At 59.5% G+C, this 16,193-nt stretch carries 11 protein-coding genes; 3 read left to right on the forward strand and 8 right to left on the reverse strand.

Translation table 11 applies throughout. From position 1 onward, the window contains the following. The first annotated feature begins 34 nt into the window (after window positions 1-34). Window positions 35-517 (forward strand): DUF2235 domain-containing protein, encoded by a 483-nt coding sequence (locus tag FIU94_RS17570; RefSeq protein ID WP_254702671.1) that lies wholly within the window; start codon window positions 35-37, stop codon window positions 515-517. Window positions 518-535: 18 nt separating this feature from the next. Here FIU94_RS17570 and FIU94_RS17575 read toward each other — a convergent pair whose 3' ends face one another. The 5 genes from FIU94_RS17575 to FIU94_RS17590 form a co-directional block, all read right to left on the reverse strand. Continuing rightward, on the reverse strand, window positions 536-2,443 hold the full coding sequence (locus FIU94_RS17575) for a type IV secretory system conjugative DNA transfer family protein (protein ID WP_084353827.1): 1,908 nt from the start codon (window positions 2,441-2,443) through the stop codon (window positions 536-538). A 16-nt stretch (window positions 2,444-2,459) separates the two neighbouring features. Next, window positions 2,460-4,400, reverse strand: coding sequence for a relaxase/mobilization nuclease domain-containing protein (locus FIU94_RS17580; RefSeq protein WP_084353828.1), 1,941 nt, complete (start codon window positions 4,398-4,400; stop codon window positions 2,460-2,462). Beyond that, on the reverse strand, window positions 4,393-5,013 hold the full coding sequence (locus tag FIU94_RS17585; RefSeq protein ID WP_084353843.1) for a helix-turn-helix domain-containing protein: 621 nt from the start codon (window positions 5,011-5,013) through the stop codon (window positions 4,393-4,395). The genes FIU94_RS17580 and FIU94_RS17585 overlap by 8 nt, the downstream gene beginning before the upstream one ends. 525 nt (window positions 5,014-5,538) lie before the next feature. After that, window positions 5,539-5,715 carry a hypothetical protein gene (locus FIU94_RS20945; protein WP_165198475.1) on the reverse strand — a complete coding sequence of 59 codons (177 nt, stop codon included), beginning with the start codon at window positions 5,713-5,715 and terminating at the stop codon, window positions 5,539-5,541. Window positions 5,716-6,349: 634 nt separating this feature from the next. Next, entirely contained in the window at window positions 6,350-6,688 is a 339-nt protein-coding gene (locus FIU94_RS17590) for a DUF736 family protein (RefSeq protein WP_037207756.1), read from the reverse strand. A 480-nt stretch (window positions 6,689-7,168) separates the two neighbouring features. Here FIU94_RS17590 and FIU94_RS17600 point away from each other — a divergent pair, with 480 nt between their 5' ends. Both FIU94_RS17600 and FIU94_RS17605 read left to right on the forward strand, forming a co-directional pair. Continuing rightward, complete coding sequence (locus FIU94_RS17600; RefSeq protein ID WP_084353830.1) at window positions 7,169-8,194, forward strand: SIR2 family protein; 1,026 nt, start codon at window positions 7,169-7,171, stop codon at window positions 8,192-8,194. 9 nt (window positions 8,195-8,203) lie between these two features. Continuing rightward, complete coding sequence (locus tag FIU94_RS17605) at window positions 8,204-9,949, forward strand: ATP-binding protein (RefSeq protein ID WP_084353831.1); 1,746 nt, start codon at window positions 8,204-8,206, stop codon at window positions 9,947-9,949. A gap of 43 nt (window positions 9,950-9,992) precedes the next feature. Here the strand turns inward: FIU94_RS17605 and FIU94_RS17610 are convergent, their stop codons facing one another. Genes FIU94_RS17610 through FIU94_RS17620 form a run of 3 tightly spaced genes read right to left on the reverse strand, consistent with a single transcriptional unit; the run spans window position 9,993 to window position 15,998 of the window. Beyond that, on the reverse strand, window positions 9,993-12,164 hold the full coding sequence (locus FIU94_RS17610; protein WP_084353832.1) for a DEAD/DEAH box helicase: 2,172 nt from the start codon (window positions 12,162-12,164) through the stop codon (window positions 9,993-9,995). 5 nt (window positions 12,165-12,169) lie between these two features. Then, entirely contained in the window at window positions 12,170-13,477 is a 1,308-nt protein-coding gene (locus tag FIU94_RS17615; RefSeq protein WP_084353833.1) for an ATP-binding protein, read from the reverse strand. Further along, window positions 13,470-15,998 carry a TerB N-terminal domain-containing protein gene (locus FIU94_RS17620; RefSeq protein ID WP_084353834.1) on the reverse strand — a complete coding sequence of 843 codons (2,529 nt, stop codon included), beginning with the start codon at window positions 15,996-15,998 and terminating at the stop codon, window positions 13,470-13,472. The genes FIU94_RS17615 and FIU94_RS17620 overlap by 8 nt, the downstream gene beginning before the upstream one ends. Between the last annotated feature and the right edge of the window lie 195 nt (window positions 15,999-16,193).

The following is a 16,193-nucleotide window of genomic DNA, read 5'->3' on the forward strand; positions in this document are numbered from 1 at the left end:
AATTTTAAAGGCAATTCTGATTAATGAGGGTACAGTGACAGCGATCGACGAAGACCGTGCTGACTTTCCAAGGGTTGGATGGGCATCGAAGGCGGCCGCGATTGAGACCAAAGATCGAGAGCCGAAGTGGTTGAAGCAGGTCTGGTTCCCGGGCTGTCATAGCGACATCGGTGGAAGCTATCCTGAGGCAGAGTCCCGCCTGAGCGATATCGCCCTCGATTGGATGGTCGACGAATTGAAAGACTGCGTGCCGTCGATCCAGATCAACGAGAACGTCTTGAACCGCGCCCCTGACCCTCTGGGTTTGCAGCACCGCGAAGACGCGATGGTAGCATTTGGCCCCCTCCGCATCCGCTGGAAGAAGGGAATTCGCGCAGTTGGCGACGACTTCCCGCTCCATCCTTCAGTCGAAGAGCGCATGCGAGCCAAGGCCGTCGCCCAGTGTGGCGAGGTCAAACCCTACCGACCTGCCCAATTGAAAGAGCGACGCGACTTGAAATTCTACTACGACGAATAGGGGACTAGTCGACGGCGCTCACCCTCCCAACAATTCCTCGATGAAGTCCTCCTGCCGGTCGAGCGCCGCCTTCCAATCCTTCGGCACGGCGGCTTCCCTTTCGAGCGTCTCGGGCTCGGGCTGCCCGCGTCCGGCCTCAATCGGCATCACGCTCATCGCGCGCGCTTCGCGCCGCTGCGATCGATCCCGGACAGGCGCACGTTCGGCTAGTTTCGCCTGGTCGTCTGCGCCGACCTCAAAGTCACCGCCCCAGGGCCCCACGCCCTGCACACTCGGCGGATAGGGGAACGGCTTGCCGTCCTGGCGGGCCAGCATGTCCTTGAAGAACGGATCGTCGTAATACTTGATCCGGCTAGCCTTGATAGGGTGCTGGGGCGAAGCGAGGATTATGACCTCGTCGGGATCCATGAGGCGCGCTTCCGTCTCGGAAAGTAGCGGCCGCTCTTCCAGACGCGCCGAGGTCGAGGTCGCGCCAAGGAAGCCCTTGTTGCGACCGTACATCCGGGTCACCGCCTCGCGGGTGGTGCTGCCGACCGCGGCGGAGACCTCTTTCACCGTGCGCTGGTCCCGCGGGGTGATGTAGAGCTTCAGCCCTGCCCCGTTCTCGAGACTTTCACGGCCCTCGGGCCCGTAAATCCGATCAAGCGAAGCCAGCGACTGCGCGATCATCGCGACGCGGCCGCCATAGCTTGCCAGCGAATGGATCGCCCGCTCGAGATAGGGCATCGCCCCCATCTGCTGGAATTCGTCGATCATCATCATGACCGGCCAGGGCTCGTCCGGGCCGGGCTCGTTCAGCCGGATCGAGGCGATGAGATCGGCGAACATCAGGCGCAAGAGCGGCGCCAGCGTCGCGATGTGATCCTCGGACACCGCGATGTAAAGCGACTGAGGGGTCTTCCGGAAGGTCGAGAAATCGAAGTCGCTCGCCTCGGTGGCCGAGCGCACCGCCGGGTTGTCCCATTGCTTGAGACCGGCCGTCATCAGCGCCTGAATGTTCGAGGTCAGCAGCCGCGACGAGGCTGAGGCCGCATTGGTCCAGAGCTCGCGCAGGATGTCTTCCTCGGCCTCGTCGGCATAGGTCTTGTACTGGGCGTTCTTGTATTCGCCCCCGGCGACGATCTTGTTCACCTCGCCGAGGTTCGGCGTGCCGCGTTGGATCGCCAGCAGACAGGCCGCAACGAAGATCGACTTGCCGGCCTCGGAAAAGGTGTCGAGCGTCTTGTTGTCCTTGTCGAGGAAGAGGTCTGCCAGGATCGAGACCTCGGTGAAGCGCTGCGCGAATGTCGGGGCCTTGGCAATCCGCGCAAGCGGGTTGTACCGATGCGTGGCATTGGCCCAATCAAACGGGCTGAACCGATAGACCTCGTCGCCGTTGAGCGCCCGGAGCCGCGCGGTCTTCTCGAAGTTCTCGCCCTTCACGTCCAGCACCACAACCGAGCCCGCAAAGCTCAGAAGATTCGGGATCACGAAGCCAACCCCCTTACCGGCCCGGGTCGGCGCGACCATCATCACATGCGGGATGGTGGTCGAGGAGATGAACTCAGCTTTGGACGTCGGGGCTCCGAGCTTGCCACAGACAAAGCCCTTGCCAGGCGCTTGAAGCATGTCGTTCTTCTTCAGCTCCGCCTTGGTCTGCCAGTGGGCCGAGCCATAGTCGTCCCGCTCCTTCTTCCAGGTCCAGGCAAGCGCCAGGGCGCCGAGGCCAATCGCCCCGAAGCCTACGGCGCCAAACCCCACCTTGAACGCTTCGGGATGCGCCGCTCGGGTGCCCGCGCTGGCTTTCCAGAGCGCCAGCATGTCAAAACTACCAAACCCGGTTTTCAGGGCCAGGGTCAGGTAGAAGGCGGCGACGATGGTGCCGATGACGGCGCCGCAGATCACCCCGAAGAGGAGCGCGGCCCAAAGGGGGAGTGTCTTGGTCATGGTTGTCATCTCCCCCTTAGAATTCCATCTCGTCATCGAGACCACGATCTAGTGTTTTGTTTCGGGCAAGTTCACGCCCCATTTCCTGCGCCTCTTGCTGGCCGCGCATCCGCGCCACCTCCGTCGCCTTGTCCTGCTGCAACCCGGCGGCGCGGTCGGTGAAGACTTGGTCGCCGGTCTCCTCAAACGTCATCTCGAGGAATTCCTGCGTGACGGTGATCTGGTCGAGCTTGCTCGGAAGGGCCGCGTCCAGCACCTCGTAGTTGCCGCGGCGAAGTGCAGCCAAACCCTCCTCACCCAACTCCTTGAAGAGCTCGGATTGCAGGGTCCGCTCAACCACCTCTTCCTGTTCCTCGGTGAGCTTGCCGTCCCGAAGCATGTCGGCCAGGTCCTGCAGGTAGGGATTGGGCGTCCGGTCGTCTTCGTCGATGAGGGGCAGTGTCGCCTCCTCTTCGTCCGCGAGGGTTCGGCCGATCTCGACGCCCAGTTCCTTCGCCCGCTCCATCAGTGCGTCCATCACGCCGTCGACCTTTTCGAGCGCGGCATCGAGCTGGTCGTCACTCGCGGTCTCCACGCTGAGACCGTCCTTGGCCAGCACCGCGTTCATGTCGCGCTCGACCCAGTCTTGCGCCATGCCGTAGTTGCGCGTGCCGCCGGCAGTGATCCGGGCTACCAGCTCCTCGCTGTCCATGCCCACCTCCTCGGCGCGCTCGAGCACGTAGCGCAGCCCCTCGTCATTGCCGGATTGCAGCGCCGCAATCAGCACTTCGCTGCCCGCCCCCGGCGGATAGGGTTCTTCGAGCTGCTTTCCAAACCGTGCGCGCAGCTCCGGGTCAGGCACCATCTGCGAGAGGTCCGCGATGATCGGCGCGGCCTTGGCCTCGAAGGCGGCGCGCTCGGCCGGGTCCAATTCCTCGGCCTTGAGCCTCAGCGCCTCGATCGTGCGCTCGGAATAGTCGATCGCATCACCGACGGTCTTGATGTCCTTCATGTCTATCTCTCCTTCGGTGAAGTTCCAGGGCGTGCCGGAGCCGAGACCGTCTGCCATGCCGCGCACGGCGCGCGCCATGTGACGCTGGTCCATCCGGTCCAGCAGGTCGGCGAGGTACTTGTAGTCCTTGGCGAAGCCCACCACCTGCGCCTGCGCCATGGCGGATTCCTGGGCCGTCATGACGATCTCGCGCGGAAGGCGGGCCTCTTCCTTGGCGCGGTAGATCTCCTCAATCCCGGCGGGCTTCTCGAAAATGCCGCGCTCGAGCCGGGTGGTGGCGTCGAGCGTCACGCCGTAGCCTTCAGCGATCTCGGCCTGCTTCTCGCGCATCAGCTGCGGCGACATCACGCCCTCGGCCCAGCAAGAGAACCAGGTGCCGTTTTCGACGCCGCGATTGTTCAGGATGATATGGGCATGCTTGTGCGCCCGGTCGTCATGGACCGCGAGGACATAGTCCCACTGATCGCCATATTCCCCGCTCTCGAAGAAATGCTCCGTCCAGTCCATGGCGATGTCGCACACCTGATCGACCGTCACGTCGGTCGGGAACGAGAGCAGCATGTGCGAGGTGAACCCGAGCTTGGTCGAGCCGCGCCAGGTCCCGGCCCAATCCTCGATGATGTCTTCTTTCTGCTCCTCAGAAAGCACCGCCGCATCGGTCAGCGCGTTGGTCATCGTCGAATAGGTGTATACCGCCTTGTCGTTGATGTAGGAAATCTGCGCCCCGAGGCTACACCTCGTCTTGCAGCCTCCTGCCCGGATCCGTTTGAACACCGCAGCCCGGCTCTGCCCTGAAGCCACTTTCAGCGCGTTGCGCGCCGACATGGATCCGACGCGCGAGAAACTTCGCCCCTGCCGACGCCCCGCCAGCCGCGCGTCGATCCGCGCCGCGGCCTGACCCCGGATACGCTCATCCTCCCAGAGCCGGCCCATGACCGAGGCATAGAGGGCGAGCGGATCAGCCATTCCTGACGAGCCTCAAACCTGTCACGGTCTCGCGCGGGGTGCCCTCCAGAACCGCGCCATCCGCCCCCTGCCCTTCTTCCCTTTGCGGCCACTCCTGATGACGCAGCGCTTGCGCCGCATCCTTCATCCGGCCCATCTCACGGCTCATCGACTGCGCAAGATCGAGCAGTTCGATCAGCACTGCGCGATCCGCCGCCGAGACCTCCAGCCGACCGCGATGGACCGCCTTGGCGAGCACCATGCCAGCGTCGCTCACATCCTTCGCCTGTCGCCATGCGGCGCAAAATTCGGCGACCAGATCACGGGGCACATCGAGGAAACCGCACCGTCCGCGCAGCACCGCATTGAGCGCCTGTGACCGGTTGGAAAAACCCCGTTCGCGCCACTCGGCATCGAACGCTGCAAGCTCAGACTGACTAGCCCGGAAAGCCACTGTCTCGCTCGGATCGCGCGCTGCGATCCCCTCGCCCGCCTCCTCTTTCGCGAGCCGGTTCACGTGGCGCGGAGAGATACCGAACGCCGCCGCCAGCTCCTTCGCGCTCTCGCCCGCCGTGAAGCGCCGCGCCACTTCGATGCGCTCTTCAAGCTTCAGGTTTTTCGCTGGCCTCGGCACTAGGGCGTTCTCCCGCTGCCAGAAAAAGATTGCATGCGCAGACGCGCGCGAGGCAGCGATTGCTCGCAATCGCTTTCGCGTGCGGCGGAGCATTCAGCTTTGCGGGAAACGCCCATGACAGACCCCTCGGACAAAATGTGCAAACATTGGCCATATCCTGCCAACGTCTTCCTTCTCTCCTTTGCTTATACTTCAATACATCACATTGCGCAATATAACGTTTTGCATGCTGTGTCTTTTTGCTGGCAATAGGGTGCAGTCAAGACTGCTCCGCAGCGCGACATGGAACGCCGCCGTCCTCATCGATGCGCGGCAATCTGGTCGAATTAATCTGCCTAAACTTGCGCTGGAGCAGCACGCGATGTCAGGCAAACCGAGCGCCCGAGCCGGTAACGGATCGGGCGCGAAGAACACGAAAACGGCCCGCGCGAGATAGCGCGGGTCCCACCATTCGAGGGCGTCACGAAGCTTCTGAGAGACGGTGTCAAACCCCTGCGGATCAGTAGACCCGCAGGGGTGTCTGGGTCAGTGACCCAGTCCCTGAGAGCGCAGGTCGTCGTAGCGGCTGCGGGCGATCAGCGCCTCGGTCTCGAGGCTGTCGAGTGTCTCGGGATGGGCGTCTTCATCAAACGCGGCGAGGTAGGCATCAAAGGCCATGTCGGCTTGCAGTTCGGCGAGGTCGATGGATTGTTCGAGTGTCATGGTGTGATCCTTTCCGTTGATCGTCGTTGGACGGATCGTGGAAAAGACCGGGGGCATGAGAGCGGGCTGCACCCGGCACGGGGCGGAATGAAATGGAGCACGCCGGGGGCAGGTTTGTTGTGAGCGGTGCACCGCAGCGCTCAAGGCGCAGCCGTCCAGAAACCTGCCCCCAGCGTTGCCGGCCGCTCGACCCCGGGCTAGCGATCTGAGAGGCCAACAGGTCGACGGAAAGGCGCGCGACGGTGGCCCTGACGTGAGACGTCGCCCCCCGGACGCATGACGTTGATCTGCGGTTTACACCCTCGCGGCAAAGGGTGAGTTCGGCACCCTGGCAGCCTCGCCAACACGACCCAAGCGCGGGTTGCTCGACTGAGAGAAGGGGTGCGCTTACCTCGCACAGTGGGCTCCCATTTTTCCCCTGCTGACTTTCGGCTCACCCTCGGGTTCGCGCGATCCACTCTGTCCCTCAACAGAACGATCAAAGCTGCTTCTGCGATCGATCCAGTCAGACTATCCGCCTCGGTGTCAGCGTCCGAAATATGCCGCATCCTTCTGACACGGGTTTCGGACCCGAACCGCTGCCATTCCTCATAACGAGAAATAGCCAGACCGCCGGAGCGGTCTGGCCCTTGGCTTAGGCGGCGTCTTTCGGGCCCCAGGGGATGACGGCCTGCAGGGACAGATCGTCCTGGTTCGCGGCCTTGCCGAGGTTGGCGTTGAAGCCGTGGTCGCGGATGGTCAGCGTGTAGTAGTCGGCACCGGTCTCCTTGTTCTGCTTCTTCCAGATGCCGCCGCACTCGACCAGCTTGCCGCGCGGGGAGCGGCCGAGGACGCGGTGCGTGGGGGCCATCGGGTTCGTGCTCGCGACGGGCTCGACCGTGATGTCGAGGTCGAAGGTCAGGGTCGAGATGGAGCCTGTGCCCTTGGCGGTCTCGATGTCGGCGCTGGTGAATTTGATGCAGTTCGTGGTCATTGCTCTTCTCCTTGTTTGCGTTGCAATGATGGTCACCTTGCAGCTGGCCAAGGCCCGGGCACACCGAAGGCGAAGCGTAGCGGAGAGGGGCAGGTGCCGGTCTTTTTGCTCCGCGAGGAATGACCCGCAGGGTCAGGGGAAAAAGATCGGCGGCAACCTTTGTGGACGGGACGACAGCTGCGACCAGCATGTCATGCAACTCAGACAAAGGGAGAAGTGCGTTGGCCGCTAAGGAAGGATGGTGAACAGCCGTCAAAGATGCCAGAGGGCGCATGTTGATGCATGGATCATAGCTGGAGCAGGCATTTTCGGATCCATGTCACTTGCCAGATTCCCGACGCACCCACCTTGCGACGACAGCGAAAACTTGCTGTGACAAAGAAGTGCTACCGGGGGTATCGTAAGAGCGAAATTTTGGACCAAATCGTTTTCGGGCACAGACAAACTAAGCCGAAGTACAAGAAGTGAGGCAAAATAGCTTTGGAACTAGAAGAACTCGCAAAGCAGTGCCAAAACTGTGCACAGCATAGCCCAGTGATAGTCTTGGGCAGCGGGGCCTCGATACCGCATGGCATTCGTGGCATGGGGGATTTGGCCGTTTGGCTCCGCGATAATGTACAGGCCGACGATGGACCGGAAGTCGATGCCTGGACACTTGTTAGAACAGCCTTGGCCGCTGGAGATCATTTAGAAGCAGCACTAGAAAACAAGCCTCTACCCGACTCCTTGGTTGTCAAGATTGTCCGAAGTACCTGGGACTTCATCGCTCAGGGCGATTATAGCCTGCTCAAATCAGCTATAAAGACCGAGACCATTTTTCCGCTCCGCACCCTATTCACAGGTTTATTCCGAAGTACAAACCGCAATATCCATGTCGTAACAACAAACTACGACCGCGTTGCAGAGTATGCAGCCGATTCAGGCGGCTACATCCACAACACGGGTTTCCTTCCGGGCTATCTGCGACGGGCCGATGGGGCGGAGAATCTGATTTTCAAACAAGGGGCCAATTTGGCGCGGACGGTCACAGTCTGGAAAGTCCACGGGTCTCTTGATTGGTTTTCAGACCCGCATGGGGGTGTGATGTCGCTACCGATGACGAGCGAGTTGCCCGATGGTTTGGTTCCGTTGATCGTCACGCCAGGTGTAAGCAAATATCAGCGGACGCACGACGAGCCCTTTCGGAGCGCGATACAGGGCGCCGATCGTGTGTTGAGTGCCGCGACCGCATTCATTTGCATAGGATACGGGTTCCGCGACGGCCATATCCATCCGAAGCTGATGACGCGTTGTCGTGTGCATGACGTTCCCATCCTTGTCGCAGCGCGCACCTTAACGCCCGAAGCCAAGGATTTTCTCAAGAACAACGCCGGGCGTCACTACCTCGCGCTCGAGAACCACGATGAGGGGACGATGGTTTACAACCGTGACAGCCCAGACGGTATTGTTGTTACCGGGGGCAAATATTGGGAGTTGCCTGCATTGAACGAATTGATTGGGTTTTAGGAGGAAGAGTTGGGCATACTTGATTTCAACGATGATGAAAGTCTCGGCAAAATTATTGCCGTCGATACTGCCACTGTGACGGTGCGAGTCGATGAACTTGAACGCCTCAAACGGATTCAGGTCAATCGGTTGACCGCGATCAGAAGCTCGAAAGCCGGGCAGCACTTAATCGGGATAGTTTCGCGCATCACACGCAAAGCAGGTGACGAAACTGCAATAGACGGGTCTGAGGAGGATCCGGAAGCCGCGCTCCCCGAAAACAACCTCGTTCGGGTCGCTCTGATTGGAACACTCGTAGACAAGGAGGGGCTGAAAGAGAACGTCTTTAAGCGCACCCTAGAGACTGTGCCCGAAATCGATGCGGATTGCTTTTCCTTGGAAGGTCAGCGCCTGACAGACTTCATGCAGGTCATTTCGCAGGTTTCCGGCGACGGCCCGCAGCTTGATCTTGGTCGCTATGCTTTGGACGAGGACGCGCGGGCCTTCTTGAACGGCAACCGTCTGTTCCAACGTCATGCCATCGTGGTCGGTAGCACTGGCAGCGGCAAATCGTACACAACTGCGCGGCTCCTAGACCAGATTGCCGGTCTTCCACAAGCCAACGTAATCTTGTTCGATATCCATGGTGAGTACCAGACCCTCGATAGCGACGAGTTTCGGCATCTACGCATCGCTGGGCCGGGGGACATTGGACACGATCGCCGACTGGCCGACGGTGTTCTACATCTACCGTTCTGGCTTCTCGGCTATGAGGCATTGGTCGCTTTGTTTGTAGATCGGTCCGATCAGAACGCTCCGAACCAAGCCATGCTCATGACGCGCTGTATCACCGATGCGAAGCGCGCAATGCTTGATCCGGGAAAACACGCCGACATTCTTGCAAATTTCACTATCGATAGCCCCGTGCCTTTCGATATCGACAGTGTCCACAAGCAACTATCTGACTTGAACGAACAAATGGTTCCGGGCGCTAACAACAAGGATAAGCAAGGACCATACTTCGACAAGCTCAGCCGCTTAATCGCGCGATTTGAAGCCAAACGAAATGATCGCAGGCTTGGGTTCATATTTCAGCCGCCAGCAGCCTGTATGGATATGGCCTGGCTGTCGGAGGTAACGCATTTCCTGATAGGCGGGCGCGGATCGCAAGCTGATGGCAAGGGTGGGATCAAGATCATCAATTTCTCGGAAGTGCCGTCCGACATCCTGCCGCTCATGGTCAGCTTGATTGCTCGGCTGATATTCACAGTCAGCCAGTGGACGCCACCAGACAACCGTCATCCCATCGCATTGTTCTGCGATGAGGCACATCTGTATATCCCGGAGCGTGCATCGTCAGAGTCAGCCGATGAGATCTCTGTCGGGATTTTCGAGAGGATCGCCAAAGAAGGCAGGAAATACGGTGTTGGACTAGTGGTTATCAGCCAAAGACCATCCGAAGTGAACCGCACCGTTCTGAGCCAGTGCAACAATGTCATTGCGATGCGGCTGACCAACGGCGACGATCAATCCGTGATCAAACGGTTGCTGCCTGACAGCCTCGGCGGGTTTGGTGATCTTCTACCGGTCCTCGACATCGGTGAGGCATTGGTGGTCGGCGATGCGAGCTTGCTTCCGACGCGAGTTGTGGTGTCCGAGCCGCGCTTCAAGCCCAATAGCGCGACAGTCAATTTCTGGGATCGTTGGAGTGACGCGGCACCAGTTGCGGGAACGGAAGATGCCGTCCTTTCTTGGCGGAGACAAAGCAATCACTAGCCCTAGGAGCGATGAAAACAGTCAACGAGTATTGCCGCACATATTATGCTGGGACGATTCTACCGACCATCGCGGTAAGAGTATCGGGCGCAAGCTTGGAAGAAATTGCATCCAACTCCAAGAGGGGCTGCGACAGGTAAGGATGAAACTTCTCCGACATTAAATTCCCAGCTCCAGCGAACAGATCGACAGGTTCGCCAGATCGAATGTGCGCTAGTACCGTTTGAAGATCGGGGGTTTCGTCCCCGGCCTCCACCATCAGAAACCCGTCATGCAGTTCGACCGAAAACCCCTCACTTCTCAGTGCTAGCGCGAGGGTTGATGTCTTCACAGTACCGACCCGCGTCGCAATGACTGATGTATGCTCGCCAATGGTGTGTAGGTTATTGGCCCTAAACCCCAGCTGTTCATAGTGAGCACGCGCTTCCTCGAGCATCATCAAAGAGACTGTATCCATGTAAGCTGGGCTGGAATCCCCCTCGAGCACGGCGAACATTCGGTCGATCACTTTGTCATGAATGTCCCCCGCATCGCCGCCGAAGACGGGCGGCACACCAGCCTTCGCGGGTTTGACGACGATGACCTTTTCACGATCATGGATTTCTTGAACAACCCAACGTCGCCCAGAGAATATTAATAGCATCCCAGGGGCAAGAACATTATCGATCGGCAGGGTTCCAAGGTCCCGCCCCTCTGCGACCAACCGGAATTCCTCAGGCGTCTGAAACACCGCATAGAAGCTGTAATGCTCAACCAGTTTTTCGCCCGCGGGTCCCAAAAGCAACAGCCCGCTGCCGACCTGTTCGATCAAGCCGGTTTCTGGGTGGCCGATTGCACGCAACACATCTGCGAAGACTTCGGTTGTGACCTTCCGAAAGGGGCCTTCGCGGCAGAGCACATTGTAGACCACGCTTGCAGACGCACCGCCGCGCTGCGCTATGACTGACAGTATCTGGTGGACGAGCGTCGAGAGATGAAGCGCCTGAGGTTTTGGAGGTTCGCACCAGCCTTCCAGCAGCAAGTCTATCATCGCGATGGACCTGATCAGGCCGAGGCGAAGACGATCCACGAAACTGCTCTCCGGCGTCAACTTGGCTTCGACAGCATACTGCCTGAGAATGGCCGGCTGTCCTTCACGCCGGCCTGATCGGCCAAGCCGTTGTCGCAACGCGGCGACGCTGAATGGCGCACCGATTTGAGCCACGCAGGTCACGTCACCGATGTCGATTCCAAGCTCGAGCGTCGATGTGCAAACGGCTGTCGTCGGTTTCGCAGGGTCCTTCAAGCGCCGCTCAACGAAGTCACGGTGTTCTCGGGAGAGGCTCGCGTGGTGGGGATAGAATTCCTGTGGCAGGTGCTCCCGTTCGCAAAGCTCCCGCAACCGATCTGCGTAAATCTCGACCCGTTGACGCGCTCCGGCGAAGACCAGGTTGTCGCTGCCTCGAAGGTGTTTGAAAAGATGTGCTGCGATCGCGTCCGTTGCGGATGGGCTGTTTTCATCTTCATCGCCGGAAAGGTAACCGCGAAGCTGAAGCTTCAATTCAGCCTCGCCGCCATCTGCTTCGATCAGCTGGACAGCGTTTGCGGCGTCAGGGCGAAGATAGGCCTTAGCGAGGTCCATGTCGCCTAGCGTAGCTGACAGACCTATCCGACGGATTGGGCGCTTTATCGCGAGCTCGAGCCGTGTGAGCAGTGAACGAAGCTGGACACCGCGTTCGCTGTCCAGAACTGTGTGCAGCTCGTCGATCACGACCGCCCGTGTCGCCCCAAACAGGCGGGCAATTTCCAAACCGCGACGAATGAAAAGCGCCTCAAGGGACTCTGGGGTTATCAGAAGGATCCCTTTTGGAGATATCAACGCGCGCGTCTTGATGGATTGCGAGACATCTCCGTGCCAGGGAACAACCGGAAGCTCTGCTTCCTGGCAGATGCCCTCCAGCCGCATGGCCTGGTCCGTGATCAGGGCTTTCAGCGGACCGATGTAGAGCAGGTCGAAGCCGGTGCCGCCCGACGGCTCGTCAAGCACCTGTGAAATCAACGGCAGGAACGCCGCCTCGGTCTTTCCGCCCGCCGTAGAAGCTGCAACGATTAAATCGGCATTGGATTCGCAGATCGTCCGGATGGATCGCGCCTGGATGTCGCGAAGTTCGCGCCAACCTTTCTGGCGTATCCATTTCTGCACAGGCCTCGCCAGTTTGTCGAACGCACTGCTCATCGGCGTCAGAGCTTGAAGCTGATCAGATCATCGTCACCGGGGTCTTGGGCACCAGTCGACTCGTCTACCTCGTTCATGTCTTCGCCGAGGTCTTCGGAGACCTCGATCTTTTCGATCAGATCGCTCCACTCGACACCGGGGTTTTGCTCAAGCACGGAAAGCAGGTTCACGAATGCCGTCACCGTATTGCGCGGGGTGCGGAAGTAAGCTTCACCGATCCGGTCCGAACAATGCGCCATGAAGGCCTCGAGCGCGTCGTCCGGCAGAGCACCGGCATCGTCCTGCATGATCCGCCGCACATTGGCCAGAAGAACGAAGAGATCTTCAGGGGTCAGGCTGGCCAGCCGGACAACCGGTCCTGAAAGGTCGACCAATCCGTCCCGCGCGAAGGTGTTCTCGGCCAAACGCGATTGAAGGGCTTCGTAGCTATAGAGCCCTCGACGGGTGTTCATCAGAAACTCCGGGGTTCCACCCATAAGGAATCCGAGGTTCTCGGCGCTACCCTGCAGCACATCGTTCAGGATCCGGAGGATCTGTTCGTAGTTTGCATTGCGGGCCTGCGACGAAGTGAGCTTGTAGAGGTTCACCATCTCGTCGAGGCCGACCAGCAATCCTTTATACCCGGCCTCGCACACGAATGCCGACATCAGCTTCAGATGGTCATAGACACTGGCGTCGTCGATGATCGTTCGCACACCAAGTGCTTTGCGCGCGTCGGTGCGTGTCGCGAACTCGCCGCGCAGCCATCTCAGGGCTGCGGATTTCAACTCGTCGTCGCCGGTCTCATGGCCTTCCCAATATCGACGGATGACTTCGGCGAACTCAAACCCTCCGGTAAGTTCTTCAAAGTGGCCAAGGCGTTCACGAATGACGGTCCCCGTGGGCAAATCCCGTTCTTCAGCATCTCGGTGAGCCTGGCTGACAAATCGCTCCACCACGCTGGCCAATGCCCCGCCATCGGGCTTGGTCCGCGTCGAGAGGTTTCGGGCCATCTCGGCATACAGCCCGCGAGCTTGTCCGCCGGTCGCGTGAATGCGCCGATCTGGCGCTAAATCCGCGAACATCACGACCAGGCCTTTCTCCAGAGCCACGAGGCGGATCAGGTTCATGAAGAACGTCTTGCCCGATCCGTACTCCCCGATGATGAACCGGATCGCCGATCCGCCATCGGATATCCGGTCCATGTCCTTGACGAGCTCTTCAATCTCTCGGACGCGGCCAACCTGAATATGGCGCAAACCGAGTTTGGGCACGACCCCGGCCCGAAGCGCCTGTACGATTGCATCGCGTTCACGTGGTTTCAACTTAGACATCCCTGCCCTCCGCACTCATCTTTTCTTTTACCGCCTCCGCAATTTCCAGAGACACGTCATATCCATCATACTCGTCGAGCAGTGCTTCGTTGTAGGTCTCAAAAGCCCATTCATTCACGACTTCCAAAGCCCCGGATGCCATCAACCCATGCGAGGCGCAGATCGTCTCGAACTCGGTTTCAGACCAATGCTCTCGAGTGACCAGTTCGAGGACAAGGGCGCCGTGTTTCGGGTCAAGCCCTACCAGCTGGCTTTGGCTGGCAGGCGCGGAGGCACCACTTTCTTCCTCTTTGACATCGAAAATCTGACCGAGGACGGACGACACGCGCTCTGTGTCCGAACGAATTGCTGCGATCCGTGAAGCGTCGAGTTTCGGTCCGCTGGCTTTTTCGAGCGCGGGTATCGCTTCGCCCGGGCGACCCGGTTGCGACGCGCGAACAGTGCGTGGACCATCCGCAACTTCGCCAGCATGCAGGTCGGTGTAGGCAAGCGCAGGATCAAGTCCCAAAGCCTTGTAGATTTTCTCGATGCTTGCGACTTCGTCGGAGTGAATAATGCCATCGGCATGTGCTGCACCGACCAGCGCTGCCCGCATAGCGGCTTGGCTGTCTTGGCCCACCTCCTTCAGTTTGCGCCGCAGAAGCGTCATGTCCGGTGGCACGGCCAGGAACCATTCAAGGTTTGCACGCAGCCTGCGGCGTTCCTGATCGCTGAGGGCCGTGGCAGAAACCTGATCTTCCAACGCCCTGCGTTCAGGCTCCGCGATGCGACCATCAGCATGGGCGACTAACGACCCAAGTGCCAATTCGATCAAGGCGCTTCGATAGCTGTCGGAAACGTCCTCCAGTCTTTCGATGGGTTCGCCCAGACGAAACAGCACAACAGGCTCCTCCGTCTTGGGCGACCGGAGCGCAAACCGAGGGTCGGGCGCCAGACCGAAACCGAGGCGCGCGAGCGCGTCGGCGGCTCCTGTCATTTGCCGTTTTCCGATCTTCTCGTTCGTTTCTCCCTCCAGTCGTCCGATCACCTCCTCAAGCGGCACCAATCCCCCGCGATCGACGATATCGCTTGCCCAAGATTTCAAGCGGTCCATTTCCTCTGATGGGAAAGCATCCCAAAGTTCAGAGGGTAGCAAGGCATGCGCTTCCACACTTCCGCGGCCGTCAGGGTTTCGGCCCAGGAAGCGACTGAGCTTGTCGAGGTCGTTCATCACCTCGTCAGCCAGCTCTTGCGCAATCTCGACCGGCTTGCGCAAGCCGGAGATGTCGGGCACGGGTTTGCCATCCACGGTCGGATTGACTGACCCCTGAAACTCGCTGGAGGCGGCGCGATAGGATGCCGTGAGTGATTTCCGGGGTTTTGTCACTTTGAGCCCATCAGGAAAACGCCGATCAAACCGCATACGGAAAAGAGCGACGAACTCGTCACGGCACCGCGTCGCGGGAGTTCTCAGATTTGTTTCCGGATGGCAGATGAACCAACTCAGCAACCAGTCAGCCGTCAGGTTCTCGCCTTTGTCGATCCGAGCTCCGATTGCGTATTTGAGTGAGAACGGAAGTTCCCAGCCCTGCTTCTCGAAAATCGGTTCGATAGCGTCGAGGTCGGTTTCGGCAAGCATCGCAATGTCGAGGAACTCACCCAAATAGCGCCTGACGGAGTGGTTGTCAGGGTAAAGTGACTGCAGCCGCCGAACTTCCTGGACGATATCCTTGGCATCTTCGTTGGACTGATCGACGAAGAAGCGACGCTCCAGCCCGTAGAAGTACAGGAACATGTATCCGGGGTTGTAGGAGGCGTCGTTGCGCCCGCTGGCCAACCAGTCGAGGTAGGTCGCCCGGCACTGAGGTGAGATATCCGCGTATCCGGGCCAGTAAGGCATACCTTCACCAGCTTTGTCGGCTCCAGAGCGCGCGACAGACAGAGACGGATCGATATAGGCTCGGCACTTGTCACGATACCCGTAGGTGTTCAGCAAGGGAGCCGTGCCGACATAGACCATCCCGCCGATGTTGCGGCCGGCGACGCTAGCTGTTTCATAAGACGGGACCCACCCGCTTTTCGATGATCGGACCGATGCGCTCGATGCCACTCGCGAGGGCTGATTTCGTTCAGCGGCCGCGGCAAGTGCCGGCGCCGCAGACTTTCCAGCCCGAACGATTTCAGCGTAGTCCTGCTTTGGTGGGGAGTAAGCCTGCACGGCAGCCGGCTGTTTGGACGCGTTGGCTTCGCGAGTTCGTTCGCGCTCACGCTCGATACGCTTGTCGTAGGCACTTGGGCGCGGCACCGGCTCAGGTCGGGGGGGTAGATTTTCGGAACTCCCCTCAGCTTGCGCCTTTGCAGCGACTTTCCGCGATCTCCGTTTTTCTTGCCACCAGACCAGAATGACGGGAACACCAAATGCAAACAACATCTGGCCGCCAATCGGCCAACCCTGAAGCATTGTGGTCACCACGACCATACATAAGAAAAAATACAGGACGAGAAAGAATGTAATTCGGAAAAACTTGATTATTGAAGACATTATCGGAACCCTCTCCGAACCACACTATTTTGCACAGCCATCTTTGCAACGACTAACGTCATGGTTGAAGCACTTCCCATGCTTTATGCTTGATTGGGCCGATGGCCACATACATCTGTTCGCACCGTTGCGGGCACACCCCTGCCCCAGTGACCGTAACCGGAACGGCCGAGATGAAGCGTTGCCACGACCATG

This window comes from Sulfitobacter sp. THAF37 (assembly GCF_009363555.1).
Classification (GTDB): domain Bacteria; phylum Pseudomonadota; class Alphaproteobacteria; order Rhodobacterales; family Rhodobacteraceae; genus Sulfitobacter.